Below are 15704 nucleotides of genomic sequence, written 5' to 3'. Positions count from 1 at the left end.
AGGGACTCCATATGAGTCTCTTTTTTTTCATGATATTTATGTATTCTTTTTAGCTAATTTGTCGATGTTTATTAAAATTAGTTGATACTAAGGGAAAGTTAAAATATAATTATTATGTAAATAAATAGAATAGGGGGAGAAACATGGGAAAGTTTGAGAAGTTTCTCAGTATAGTACTTACATATATATTTGTAGTTTCTATCATACTGCAAGCAGTACCTGTAAGTGCTAAGGCAGAGGGGGAAAACAAGGTTAGTAAAGGGCTTCGGGCTATTGAAGGCCAAGTGGTGTTTAAGGTAAGAGATTTAAAATATAAAGGATATAGTAAAGCTGTTGAGGAATATAAGGGTCAGATAATAAGTAATAATGGACCGTATTTCGTTGTAAAGGTGGATAGTAATAATACTAAAGCACTAATAAGCGCTTTAGAAGATGACAAAAATATTGCCTTTGCAGAAGTAAACGCTGTTGGCGAAAAACAAGGTACAGTTATTAATGATCCAATGATGGACAAGCAGGACTATTTATCAGCGGGTAATGTTAGAGAAGCTTGGGATCTAATACAGAACACAACCACAGAAATACAAGTAGCTGTAGTGGACAGCGGTGTTAAAGCTAATCATGAGGATTTAGCTAACAAAGTGCTTTCTGGTTATAATTATGTTGCAGGTAATGCTGATACTGCTGATGATATTGGCCATGGAACGCAGGTAGCAGGAATTATTGCAGCTAATGCAAATAACGGAATAGGAATAGCTGGCGTTGCAGGAAACATAAATACAAAAATAGTACCAATTAAGGTTATCGATGCAAAAGGAAATTGTACAAGCGCTAATGTAGCTGCAGGTATAAGGTATGCTGCAGATAAAAATATTCCTATTATAAATTTAAGTATATCTGGTGAGGGATACAGTAAGGTTGTTGAAGATGCTGTAAATTATGCATTAAGTAAAAATTGTCTAGTTGTTGCAGCTTCTGGCGATAAAAGGGATAATGCTGATAATTATTGGCCGGCAAATATCGAGGGTACCTTGGTGGTATCATGCGCTGGATATGGATATAATCAAAGCAACTACGGAAAAGCTATTACAATGTCAGCTGTAGGATATGGATATACAACAAATAGTAATGGAAGTTATTGTAATGTTCAAGGCTCTTCCTTTGCAGCTGCTGTAGTTTCAGGAACAGCAGCCCTTGCTAAGGCGAAAAATACCCAATATTCAAAGGATCAGCTTTTAAATTTATTAAAAAAGTCTGCCAATCTAGTTGGTAATTTTGTAAGCAATGATTATGCAAGCTATAATCATTATGCTGGATATGGAACAGTAAACGCATTGAAAATGTGCAATACTGCTAATGACTATATTGAAATAGCATCACCAAAATCAGGAGAGCCCCTAAGTGGAGATGTGGAAGTAAAGGTTAAAGCATTAAATCCTTCTGACATGTTAAAGCTTGAAATTACTTTAAATGATGATCCTACAATAATAAATACAGTAAATGGAAGTGGCGCTAATACATACACTGCTAGTATTTCAGCCTTAAAGTTTAAAGAGGGAGAAAATAAGATCACTGTAAAGGCATATTCTAAGGCCTCCAACAACACCTTTATTGATTACAGATACGTTAGGATAACTAACAATTCCAGTAACAAATTGATGGTCAATCTTACTGGAATGGACGGAACTACTAAAATTCAAAATGGTACAAGGGTATATCTATCCAGTGGAGATAAACCATACCAAACTATTTCAGCTTTAACTGATAATAATGGTGCAGTAACTTTCTTTAATATTGATGCAAATCAAGAATACAATCTATATTATTATTATAATGCTGGTACTGACACCTTAAAAAAACCGGTATTTTATCATAAAATAATCAAAGGTTCAGGCACTATGAATTTAAGTGCCAAGGACATAGGGTTAAGACCGGTAACAATTAATACTAAAAAGGTTGATAATAGTGCACTATTGAATTCAAAGCTTAATGTATATTTTATTAACAGCAGTTTTGAATTAGACAATGTATTTGATGCTTCTGGAAATGCTGCAATTTATGTCAATGATAGTACAAATGCTGCCTTTAAAATAGTTAATGAAACAGAAGGGTATATTTATGAAAAGAAAGTGGAGGATTTTACTGGTATCAATGCTATAAACTTTACTGTAAATGATGATATGGCTGCAGTTAAGGTGAATAATGAATATAGTTCTAGTCTTTCAAAGGAATTATTTTCTGTTACAGATAAAGGAACATTTCAGTTTTTTTCTAAAGTAGCCTTTGAACTTAATAATAAACAAGATAAAACTGTGTATATGCCTAAGGGAACTTATAATTATGCTTATACTGTTGAAGCTAAGGATATAAATGGGAATCCATGGACATATAAGTATCAAGATAAAGCTGTTAATATTATTGAAAACACAAGTTTTAATTATGGAAAGCTGCAATTATCAGCTGAAAGTATACTGAATGCTGATAAGAATGATTTAGTTCAGGTAAATACAAAATTAACTGATAATTATGGTAATATAGTTAGTTTTGGAGAAGATTCACAAAAAGTATTTGACAGTTACCTAACAGGAACTAAAGTTTATAATTCAAGTGGAACATTAATAAGTAATAGTAGTTATTCTGCAAGAGTTCTTGATAATAGATATTATCAGGGCATAATAAGTATTGGTGTTAGAGCAAATACTAACTTTGCAGCAGGAAATTATTTTGTAGAGGTTTCTACTAATTTAGGTCCTCTAGGTACTGTGACTTCAAATAGGCTTTCTTTTAATTTAGATGGAAGTGGTATTACTGTAGGGGAGTTAAAAGCAGTTGTAAAGCCCCCTGTAGCTGTTACATCTAATGTTAATGTGGAATATGTAATATACAATAAGGATACCAACCAAAAGATAACGGGTGGCTTTATTGAAGACAAAAGGCCAGAAGAAGAAATAAGCTTTAAAATAAACAAAGAATTTGCTAATTCCTCTAATAAAATAATGATAATTGGAAGAGCTTCTGATGGTACCAAATTTCTTTATGATAGACCTATAGTAAGCAGCAATGGTACAGATGTATGCTTTGATAATAGTGAAAATTTAGCTAGAAGAATAACCTTTGGTATAGACGATGTTAATAAAACAGATATATTGTATGGAGCAGCTTTTGAAATTCGTCCATCACAAGCAAATACTATTTTAATTAATAAAGGTGAGATAGACGCTAAAGGCCTTTCTAAGACTTGGATAGATGATAATACTTATAAAATTGAACTTTTTAATTATGAAAAAAAATTCATTTTGGGTGGTAATTATAATATATCCTCTGCCAATACAAATATTGTTTTTAATACTACATCATTATCCAAATTTAATTTAAAAGTATCAAATGTAAATGATTATAAATGTTCTGATGTTTGTATTGGTGAAAAAGTATTAACAGGCGGTTATCAGTTTTATGAGCCAAGATTTACATTGAATGTTACGGACAGCGATGTTATAAATGTTTCTTTGGAATTAAATTTAAGGATAATTGGAGTTAATACATATACCTATAATGAGATACGTGGGGAAGCATATAACTATAATTATGAATATAATTATGATCTAAACATGCCAGTACAAAAAAATGTGGAATTGAAGGATTTTAATTTAGAAGCGGACAGTTACAATAATAGAGTATTACTACCTCAGCCGATAACTGTAAATTATACTATAAAATCTGGAGAATTTATATTAAGAAACATTTCAAGAAGCAGTCATTATAAATTTATGAATGAATTTGGAGATAGTATACCGGTAATGTATATGAATTTATATGATTCCCAAGGAAATGTTGTAAGCTCTAATATAAGAGATAAAAATGAACAGGATTACGTAGGCCATGATGTTATTAATGATGTTAGTATTCCACAAGGAGCATATAATTTAAAAATAATGATGCCTCCAAATGCTAAAATGCTGAATAACAATAACATGACTGTAAATATAGATGCATCTAATATGCAGAAGATGAGGATAATGAATCCCTTCGATATTACTAAACCACTAATAAATGGTGAAGTGAATGTATCTGGAACTAAATATTATACAAATAATAATGGTGATGTATATTTACAAAAGGGTTTATATAATAAGTCAATTACAATTACTGCAAATAACGGTAGTGAGGTAGCGGTATTTTCACCTGATAATATTTCAAATGATAATGAAGTTACTATAGCAAAGCCAATAAGCTCACTAAAGAAAGTTAATATAAAAGAAAGCAGCACTTTAGGCAAGGTAGACTTAAGGGAAGGAAATATAGAATTACGGAATTCTTATAATAATAGTTCCATATTTAAACTTGGTAAAAGTGGTGAGGTAATAACTTATGTTGATGCAGATAAATATACAATTATTGCTTCAAGTAATTCTGATAATCCAATAGGATATTATTTAAAAACCAATTTGGATGCTTCAGTACAGAGCCAAGTGATTATAGATAATGTAAACTTAGCAACAATATTAACGGAAAATAATATAGCAGCTAATATAGATTATCAAAATGTGGCTATAACTAATGGATTTTTAGTAAGCTTAGGTACTCAAATAAATTACAACTATTATGATAGTATTTATACTTCGGGTAGTAGGGTAATGCTATGTTACAGTGGAACTATAAATTGTGATAAAGCTGCTCAGTATACAATAAAATTTGGAAAAACATTTACTGCAAATGCATCCTTATTAAATTCTCAAGTTGAACCCAATGGGTTAGTAAGCGCCAATTTATATTTTAAAGATGAGTTTAATAATAATGTTTACATTAATGGTTCACAAAAAATAAAGGCTATAATTTCACAAAATGGTGTAGATAAATATACTTTAGATTGCAATAATGGTCCAAGAGGTAATTCATTTAATCTTCCAGATGGGATAAATGGTACTGTTCAAGTTAGATATGAAATAGATTTGAGTTCAATTTCTATGGGTAAATATACAACAAATACTGTTGATTTAGTGTGTAACCTTGATAATTATTACTGTGTAGCTATACTAGACCCAATGGGTAAGCCTTCCAAAGGAGGGTATATAGAAGGACCTTTTGAAAATGTTCATCAGATTACTATTGGCTCCAATGGCAATGTGTACATTAGGAAAGATACAGTAGTACAGGGGCAAAATTATAGAATAAAGGTGTATGGGTATACTCAAGATTCCGGAGAACCATTTGTTTATACTAGAGATTATAATACAACAATACAAAGTATAGCTTCAGAAGGTAATTCTCAAAGAGTTAACATTAGTATAATAAAACCTGATAACATAACATTTGATAGTGGCACCATTAATATCCTTAAAAAAGGAAGCTTTGGAGAAACTGTATATACAAGTATTTTACAGTTTAATTCAACTAATTGGGATAAAGTTAATATATGGCTGGAAAAAGGAGATTATGCAATATACAATAATATGTCTATATATAATCAAAAGCAATATTTATCATTTGCAGATATTAGTGTAGATCAAGCTGTTATAAATTCAGTAATTTTGGATGGAAATAAGGTTTCAAGGGTACAAGTAGATGGTACAACTAATTACACACTTAATTTTACAGGCTATGAGAATATGTGGATTAACAAAGGCGAACTATATATGACTTATGGAAAGCAATTTAATTATAGTCTGTATGACAATAACAACTCAATTAATTATACAGGAAGTTTAAATATTCAACCTAATATTGTAAATTATATAAAGGCAGGTAAGAATTTTACTGTAACTCCTTCACTTATAAATACTCAGACTACTCCAGGCAGTACAGTGGAGGCTAATTTTGCTTTTAAGGATGAGTATAATAATGTAGCTTCAGTTAATAATATTAACAATGTAAAAGCTGTTATTAGTGATGCTGTAAATACTATAGCTACTGTAGACTGCAGCTACAATTGGGGAAAAGCAGCCTTCAATTTACCTAGCGAAGCAGTTGGACAGCTTAAGGTATCCTTTGAAGTAACAGTAAATAATATCGGTACATTTAAGTCTAGCTCTTGTGATTTAAATATAAGTATGGACGGATATTATAAAATCAATATTACTGACCCGCAAGGAATGCCAGCAAATGGTGGAAATGTGGCGGTAACTTATAATGATAGTTTTGGAGGGCAAATTGCATCAGCAAGCATCAGCAGTAGCGGCATTGCATATGTCAAAAAAGACAATATAAAAATTGGGACAAGCTATAAAATTTGTGTTTCTGGTAAGACCTTGCAAACTAATGGGCTTTTTGTATATATTAGAGATTTTTCAATACCAGATGTAACATCTAAAGAAACAAGCATAGCTGCAGGTAATAATATTTCTAAGGTAAATATATCAACTAATAAGCCATATTCTGCAATAGAAAGCGGTAAATTTTATATATTAAAGGGCGAAAGAAGAATTTGCAGCATTGATTATAGCAAGTATGTGACTTCTGATATATCAAATTTTGAAAACTTTAATGTATGGATTGATAATGGCGCTTACAAATTTAAAATGATATTAAACTGTAATGATGGCAGTACTAATATAAGCAGCTACAATTTATTTAGTGACCTTATAGATGTATCGAAGGCTAGCAATATAGTTATGGATTGTAATAATGTTTCAGAATTAAAGGTATCACTTCCAGACAAGGCTAGTTTGAATGCTGTCTATTTACAGGATGGTACTATGGGCTTTTCTGATCCAGTACAGCTTTACAATAAGACATATTTCTCAAAAAGAGCATATTCTTCAGTTAATGTATACTACAGAAATGAAGCTGGAAGCAATATTAATGCTTATAAGAAGGACTTTTTAATTAAGGACAATGTTACTGAACTAGTTGTTGGAAGAATAAATACAGCTCAAGGAGCAAGTATAGACATGCCTTTTAAATTTCCAGGAAGTCTAAAGGCTGGCGCACAATATTATTATTCTATGCCTAGTATAAAAGATTTTAATGGGTTTGAATTAAATAGTTCTAGTCAAAATTCAAATAAATGTACTTTGAATTTATACAAGCTAGATGGTACTTTAGCAGGCTCAATAGCAAGTACAGATACAAATAGTATAATTATTCCAACACTAGAGGATGGTATTTATGAAGCTGAGGTAACTAGGACTATTGATGGTGTTGGAACATGTAAGAGCCAAAAGCAAAAGGTAAGTATATATTCAGGAAATTATTATGCTTTTTATTTAAATAATTCTGTTAAATCAAATGGAAGCATAAGCTTATTTGATGGGGATAAGAATATAATTACAGCTAGTTTAAGTAATAACAATATCAATGACGGCGATAGCACATTATGTATTAGCAAGAACCTACTTCAGGCTGGGAAAAAGTATTCAGCCTTAGTAAGTTATTGTGATTTCAATAATGTATTCCACAGTTATAAGGCTGATATTACAATAGACCAAAATAGTATTTATCAGGTTAGCGATCCCCAAGATTCAGTACAGACAGTTATTACAAACTTACCAACTGAGGGAACTAAGCTTTTTATAGATGGCAATATTATAGATAAAGGTGTAATAAGCAGTAATGGTGAACTTACAGTGAAGCTTCAAACTGGAAGTCATAAAATTAACCTTAGCGGCTATAACAAAAGTAATGATAAGTACTATGTAATAAATAGAACTATAAGTATAGCTTCAGATACTACAAAAATAGCTTTAGATATATCCAATGTATGTGGTATAAGCATTGGCAGTATGCTGAAAAGAAATCCATATGAAACGACTTATAAGCTTAATAATTTAAGTACTTGTTCACAATTTGAAGTGAAATATTCTGAAGTGCCAGGTAATATTGTTTATGTAGATAAGGGAAACTATGATGCCGATGTAGAATTAAGGCTAAGCAGCAGCAAAGACCCGATTACAGCAACTTATAAACTAGATTGTAATGGAGATAATTCGAACTTGATAATTGGCAAAAGTCTTAAGCCTATGGTTAACTTGAATAAAATAATATATAATACATCAGATGCAGTAGGGATAACTTCAGTTAATATTTATGATGGAGATGTAGAATTAAAGGGATTTGCACCTTTAAACTTTACTATTGATTCTATAGATATTATGCATGGTGATAAAGTAATTAAGTCATTACCAAATATTATAAGCACTAAGCTATCAGGAGAGACTAATATTAGAGTAAAGCTTACTAATGAAATATTAGGTAGTATTGTGTCAGATACTAAGTCCGTAATCATAGCTAACCCAACCTTTACAGCTTTGGGAGATATAAATTTAGATGATACAGTGGATATCTTTGATTTAGTGCTATTATCAAAAGATTACGGCAAAAAGAAGGGTGTTAATTCTGATTGGGATGGCAGATGTAATTTAGACAATAGTGATAATGCAAATCTAATTGACATTAAGGATTTAGCTAAGGCAGCACAAAATTATAATAAGAAGTATTAGTTGAAAAGGGGACTCGTTTTAGGTCCCCTTTTATTGTATAATTAAGTATATGAAAGTTTATGGCAATTATTCAAAAAGGGAGAGCTTGTCAATGAAAAGAAAGATATCAATTTTAGTTTTATGTTTTATATTATTATTTAGTCCAAAGGCTTTTGCGGCTACTGGACCTGAGGTAGAAGCTACTGTAACAGGTAACATTGAAAATGGGCAAACAATACAAATTTTAATAAATATAAAGGACATAAAAAGTTTTTTTGCAGGTGCTATGGAATTTAAGTATGATAAAAATGTTCTTAAAGTAAAAAGTATAGAACTTGGTGATTTAATTAGTAAGGCTGATATAAATAAATTTGATGCAATGAACAAAATTGATGATAAAAATGGCATTGCTGCTTACGGATTTAGTTGTCTCGGAAAAGTTAATGGTTTTTCAGGTACTGGAACCTTTGTAAAGATTAATGCAGAAGTGTTAAAAAAGGATAGCTTTCATGTAAGAAGTAAGGCGTTTCTAGCATCACCTAATGATGACTTCAATCTTAAGCTTCAAATCTGTGATAGTAATATAAAAGAGTTAGAATATAGCTTTAAACCCTACGAGTTTAGTCTAAACGGAACCAATGGAAGCAATAGCAGTACTAATACTGGTACAAGCACTAACACTAGTACAAGTAATGCTGGAGGAAGTACAGAAAATTCATCAGCATCAAATAATACCAGCACTGCTGCAAGTGCAAGTTCATCGCAAAACAATGCGTCAAAAACTACTACTGCAGAAGATAAAAACGATAAAACAATTGTACAAAAAATTATTACTGCAGTAACAAATGTATTTAACGGTGATAAAAAAGATGATTCAAAGAAGTCAGAAACTGAAAATAAAACTGTGGAAGCAAGTGGGAACACAGAAACTCAAGATAAAAGTGAAGATACAAATAAAAATTCACAGGATAAAAGCAAGAGTAATGGAGCAAATAATACAGTTTCAAGTAATAAAGTTTATAGCACTTCAAATAAACCAGCTATGGTTTTATTACTAGTTATATTGATGGGGGCAGGTCTAGTTTTATATGCGCTATATAGAATAAGAAAAAGTAAAAAAAAGGTATAATCGAATATATAAAATATCTATGTATTTAAGTATGCAGCTATTCAAAGAGCTATATTTTGATTATAGGGGGATATAAAATGAAAAAGAAGGTTATAAAATCTATATCTATTATGCTGACAATAATTTTATCTATGGGGATTCAAAGCAAAACCTTTGCAATTAATAACCGTCTTGTCAATAAAGAAGAAGTCAAGATACAAAACTCAAATAGGCATAAGTATGTACAAGGAGAAGTTATAATCAAGTATAAGGATACTGTGAATACATTAGATAAAAAAAATCAAGTTAAAGCACAATATTCTTTAAAGCATAAAAGTAATTTATCAAAAATAAATGCCGAAGTGGTTTCCATATCCAGTGGATCAACAGTTGATGAAACTGTTAGCAAACTCAAAGCTAATAAAGATATAGAGCTAGTACAACCGAATTTTATTTATAATGAAAGCGATTTGACATCTGATACTAGAAGTAATGAATTATGGGGATTGGAAAACGATGGACAAATAATAGGTGGGAAAGCTGGACAAGCAGGTGTTGATATAGACATAAAAGACGCATGGAAGGTAACTCAGGGTACAGATAGCGTAGTTGTAGGAGTTATAGACTCAGGAATAGATATAAATCATCCAGACTTAAAGGATAAAATATGGACAAATACTAAGGAGATTCCGGGTAATGGAATAGATGATGATGGCAATGGTTATGTAGATGATGTTAATGGATGGGATTTTTATAATAATGATAATACTGTTTATGATGAAAAACAAGGGGACAAGCATGGCACTCATGTAGCAGGTACAATTGCTGCAGCTCTAAATCAATTGGGAGTTGTAGGAGTAGCTCCTAAAGTAAAGATTATGCCGCTTAAATTTATAGGCCCATTTGGTGGAACCACTGAAGGCGCCATAAAGGCAATAGAATATGCCAAGAGCATGGGAGTAAAGATATTAAATAATAGCTGGGGTGGAGGAGGATATGACTCTCTTCTAAAGAGTACCATTGAAAATTCAGGAACAATCTTTATTGTAGCGGCTGGAAATGAACAGCAAAATAATGATGCAAATCCTAGTTACCCTGCAGCTTTTGATAGTAGTAATATTTTATCAGTAGCTGCTGTAGACAATTTAGGAAACATGCCTAGTTTTTCAAACTATGGTTTAACTTCTGTAGATGTTGGAGCGCCTGGTGTAAATATTTTGAGTACAATACCAAGACCAATTGAAATAGGAGCCGCAGTTAGGAGTGAAAATGCTAAGTATAAAACTTTTGTACAAGGTGTTGAAATAGGTAATTTTTATGATTATTTATCAGCTGAGACATATTTGAAAAACGTGATGAATTATTTTAATATACAAGCTACTGATTCTGTACTCATAGTGGAAGACGATGAAAGTTCAGAAAGTGATACTAACAGTTATGCATATGTATATAAAGATATGATGAGTGACCTAGGCTATACAAATATTACCTATAAGAATGTTGCATTAAATAATTCAGGACCAGATTTAGCAACCTTAAGTTCCTATAAATATGTATTTTGGATTACAGGAAGTGCATATGCTTCAACCATTACTCAAACAGATCAACAGAATTTGGAGACATATTTAAATAATGGAGGCAACCTATATCTATCTGGAAATAATCTTTCAAACGAACTTTTTGAAACGGATTTTGCAAAATACTATTTACATGTTAATTATCTTTATAATGAAAATAATAGAACTACACTTACTGGGGTACAAGGAGAGTTTATGCAGGGGCAAAATTTTAGCATATATAGTTCTCATTCAGATATGATAGAAGCATGTGACAGCTATGGAAAAGTAGTAGTAGATTATTTGGGAGAAGATAACTATGATAATTCATATCAATATTTAAATGGAACATCCATGGCTACTCCGCACGTATCAGGCATTGCAGCCTTGCTCTTAAGCAAAGGTGTTGATGACCCACTAAATATTAAACAGAAGATTATGTCAGGTGCTAAAGCTCTAAATAGTTTAAATAGTAAAGTTGTAACAGGTGGGATGGTTAATGCAGCGAATTCTATTAATCTATTGAAGGATGTAAATAATGACAATAAGATTGATATAATGGATCTGGCAGCTGTAGCTCAAAATTATAATATGAAGAGCGGCAATAAGGATTGGAAACAAATTTATGATTTAAATGGAGATAATGTTATAGATATTTTTGATTTAGTTAATATATCAAAAAGTATAGCATCACAGCAAGTTATAACAGGAGATAAAGTGGTAGCCTATGCTTCAAATTATTTAGGAACACCTTATTTATGGGGAGGAACAACACCTTCAGGATTTGATGATTCAGGATTTGTACAATATGTTTATGCGAATTTTAATATTAATCTACCTAGGACAGTTTATGACCAAGTTAACTATGGCACAGAAGTTTTAAAAACTGATTTGCAGCCAGGAGATTTAGTTTTCTTTGGAACAAGCGGCAATCCAGTGCATGTAGGTATTTATACTGGAAATAATTCATTTATTCATTCGCCACAAACTGGGGATGTGATTAAGATATCAAGTATAGATACTAGAACAGATTTTTTATGCGGTAGAAGGTTGTTTTAAATAGGAGGTTCTAAATGTTTAAAAAGATTATTTCAATTATTTTAGCATCTTTTATTTGCTTTACTACAATAGCTATAAGCAAACAAGATGTAAAAGCTTTAGGTGAACAGACTACAAAAGTTTATAATTCTCAAAATAAGCATTACTATGAGCTTATAGATTTATCTATGTCCTGGAAGGATTCAGAAGCTTATTGTGAAAAAAATGGTGGACATCTTGTTACTATAACAAGTAAGGAAGAATTAGATTTTGTAAATAATATGATAAAAGGTGGGACAAAAGATAGGTATTGGCTTGGTGCATCAGATGAGCAGCAGGAAGGTACATGGAGTTGGGTTACTGGAGAGCAGTTTGCAATTTCTTCATGGAATACAGGAGAACCTAATAATTATTATGGTTACCATAGTGAGAATTTTTTGATGTCAAACAAAGATGGCCAATGGATGGATGTTTCTAATGATAGTTTAGTAAGTCTTTATGGCTTTATATGTGAATATGAAAGTAAAATAGATCCAATTAAGATAGAAAATACAGCTAATAAGCACTTATACTCAGTGATTGATAAAACTACGAGCTTTGATAGCGCAGAAGCATATTGTGAAAGTATTGGAGGCCATTTAGCTACAATAACTTCTTTGGATGAACAGCAATTTATTTCAGGTATTCTAAAAAGTAATGGAGGCTTAGATAGCTATTGGATAGGTGCTACTGATAGAGAGCAAGAAGGTACTTGGAAATGGATAACTAATGAAAATTTTGCATATTCAAATTGGAATAGCGGTGAGCCTAATAATTCAGGTGGCAATGAAAATTATGCAGTTTTATATAAAAATACAGGAAGCTGGAACGACACTATAAACGCAACTAGTGGTGTCGGCATTATATGTGAATGGGACGCTAAAGAAAATGCATTAACTGAAGATGTTAATAATGATGGTGCTGTGGATATAATTGATTTGGCTCTAGTTTCAAGAAATTATAATACTAACAATAAGTTGTATGATTTAAATGGTGATTCCATAGTGGATATTTATGACTTGGTAAAGATATCAAAGTCAATGAATAATAGATTTTCTAATAACGGAAGTATTTCTATTGGAAACACTTCAGGAAATATACTAAATGGTGGTTATGCAGCACTAGATAGCAGTTATAGATATTATAGAAATGGAGAAGATGGGGGAAAGTTATATAGAGCAAAAGTTGATGGAACCGAAAAAGTAAAGTTAAATGATGATTCAGTTGAAAGTATAAATGTTATCGGAAATTGGATTTATTATAGAAACTTGCTAGATTCCTCCAGCATATATAGAATAAAGAATGATGGAACTGAAAGATCTAGAATTGTCTCCGATAATTTTAGTAATTTTATAGTAGAAGGTGGATGGATATACTACTATAGTTCATATGATAGCTCAAGGATATATAGAATAAGTACAAGTGGACAGAATAGAAGTAAAGTTGTGGATGCTTCTTCTGATACTTTTACAGTAAATAGTGGACAACTATATTACATTAATAAAGATGTTAATAATGCATTGTATAAGGTAGATTTAACAACACTAGCAAGTATAAAAATAAGCAGTGATGTGGTTGGTAAGTTTGATGTATATAGAGGTAATATATATTATTCAAATTTGGCTTCAAATAAAAATTTATATTCGATAGATTTAGATGGTGGCAATCTAAAAAAGATTCTAGATGCTTCAGTAGATAGTATAAATTTATCAGAAGGCTGGCTTTATTATAACAATGCTTCTGATAACAAGATGTATAAATATAAATTAGATGGAACATCAAATACAAAAATAAGTGATAATACAACTAATGCATTTTGTGTAACAGGTGATATGATATATTACATAAACACTATGGATAATAAGCTATATAAAATTGGTATTGATGGAACTTCTAATAAATTAGTAGATAATTATAGGGTTTATCAATTAAATAATTTAGTTGCAGAATTTAATAATAAGGATGAAGCACTAAATTATGTAAACTCTAAAGTACTTGATCATAGCTGCATTTTAGGCCCTAGCGACAATGTTATTTGGAACAATTATTCCCTATATAGGGTTTATGATGGAAGCATTTTGCAGAAAGAATTCGAAATTAATAATCTTTTTAGTGCTATTGACTATGCTAAGAGTTTATCAAATCCAAAAGTAGTAAAAGTAAACAAAGATTTTACTGATGGAGACTTAATGTGGAGTAATACAGCTCCTCAATATTATGTTTTTTCAGGCGAGAATTTATTATCAAAGTTTGATACACTTGAAGGTGCTATAGCTTTAGCAAAAGTAAATTCTACAGTTAAAATTGTATCACCAGACGGAAGCATTATATATGATTTTGACAAGCTTCAAAAGGGATATGTAGCGACTACTGCATATGTAAATATAAGGCAGGGTCCAGGCACAAATTATACTATTCTTGGAACCTTTAAGAATTATGATACAGTGGATATTGTTGAAAAAAGTGGAGATTGGTATAAGATTCTGTTTGGACAAGGATTTGCATATGTATATGCGCAATATGTTGTTATAGGAAGCGTTCCTAGTGATGCCGTTATTAAAACAGCTATAAATATTATTGCTCAAAATGAGAGCGGAACTAGTTATACCTGTGTAGTTGCAAAAGACGTTAACAGTCTAAGTATTGGATTATTTCAGTGGCATGGCAGCAGGGCTAAAGAAGTTTTAGTTAAAATTAGAGACAAAGACCCTGAAACATTTAATACTAAGTTAACAGCAACCAATATACCAACAGAAGTAACATATTCAGATGATTACTGGGATAATAAAGCTTTGAATGACATAGAAGTGCTGGCATTAAAGGCATTGTTAGATACAAATGTAGCTAAAGAAGTAGAAGATAGTTTAGCTACAAGGGATACAAATTCCTATATTAACACCGGAAAGACACTGGGCATAACTGATAATAAGGCATTAGTATTCTTTGCAGATATGTACAATCAAGGACCAGGTTATGCTGCTCAAGCAGTAAATGCATGTACAGATAAGAGTTTATACAATATATATCAGCAGTCATTGATAGTATGTACTCAGAGCTATTGGGTACCAAGACGTACAAGAGTATACAATCAATTGCTGACTATGAGCCTATAAAAGAAAAAGCACATAAGGTTTAAGCCCTTATGTGCTTTTTCTTTTGTATTTTTGTATATCCTTTTTTGATTAAATAAATTGATAGCTTTATTAATAAATATACTCCGAAGAATTCTAAAAAGCCCCACAATCCTGCTGTGATATCTTTAAATTCCATATTACCTCTCTTAGTGATTTTTTGTTCGATTTCTATGGCAAATACGAAAACCACCATAACTGTGAAGGTATAAATAAAAGAAATAGCTGAAATGCTGTACTTTGCTATATATTTAAACAGTAAATTAACAACTAGAAAAATTACCATTCCTATGATTCCAATTATTAGAAAATGAAGTTGCTTATCTGTCATATTATATCCTAATAACTTAAAAAGTCCTATAAGAAAATCATGTATGTTATTTGTTATAGAAGATATCAGTTTTAATAAGTAAACCAT

General features: G+C 31.2%; 5 protein-coding genes. 4 read left to right on the top strand and 1 reads right to left on the bottom strand.

All coding sequences use genetic code 11. The features are described 5' to 3' along the window. Window positions 1-143: 143 nt before the first annotated feature. The 4 genes from bsdE14_RS05660 to bsdE14_RS05640 all read left to right on the top strand — a co-directional run bounded on the left by bsdE14_RS05660 (window position 144) and on the right by bsdE14_RS05640 (window position 15268). Window positions 144-8435 (top strand): S8 family serine peptidase, encoded by an 8292-nt coding sequence (locus tag bsdE14_RS05660; RefSeq protein WP_264848989.1) that lies wholly within the window; start codon window positions 144-146, stop codon window positions 8433-8435. 91 nt (window positions 8436-8526) lie between these two features. Then, a complete protein-coding gene (locus bsdE14_RS05655) occupies window positions 8527-9543 on the top strand; it encodes a cohesin domain-containing protein (RefSeq protein WP_264848988.1) in 1017 nt (338 codons plus the stop codon). Window positions 9544-9620: 77 nt separating this feature from the next. Then, the gene (locus tag bsdE14_RS05650) at window positions 9621-12137 is read left to right on the top strand and encodes a S8 family serine peptidase (protein ID WP_309298114.1); all 2517 of its coding nucleotides are present in this window, start codon (window positions 9621-9623) and stop codon (window positions 12135-12137) included. 14 nt (window positions 12138-12151) lie between these two features. Beyond that, complete coding sequence (locus bsdE14_RS05640) at window positions 12152-15268, top strand: DUF5050 domain-containing protein (protein WP_264848987.1); 3117 nt, start codon at window positions 12152-12154, stop codon at window positions 15266-15268. Window positions 15269-15287: 19 nt separating this feature from the next. Here bsdE14_RS05640 and bsdE14_RS05635 read toward each other — a convergent pair whose 3' ends face one another. After that, window positions 15288-15704 (bottom strand): hypothetical protein, encoded by a 417-nt coding sequence (locus bsdE14_RS05635; RefSeq protein WP_264848986.1) that lies wholly within the window; start codon window positions 15702-15704, stop codon window positions 15288-15290.

Source organism: Clostridium omnivorum (assembly GCF_026012015.1).
Lineage (GTDB): Bacteria > Bacillota > Clostridia > Clostridiales > Clostridiaceae > Clostridium_AX > Clostridium_AX omnivorum.
The sequence above is the reverse complement of the archived record's forward strand: the minus strand, read 5'-3'. Positions and strand labels throughout refer to the sequence as shown.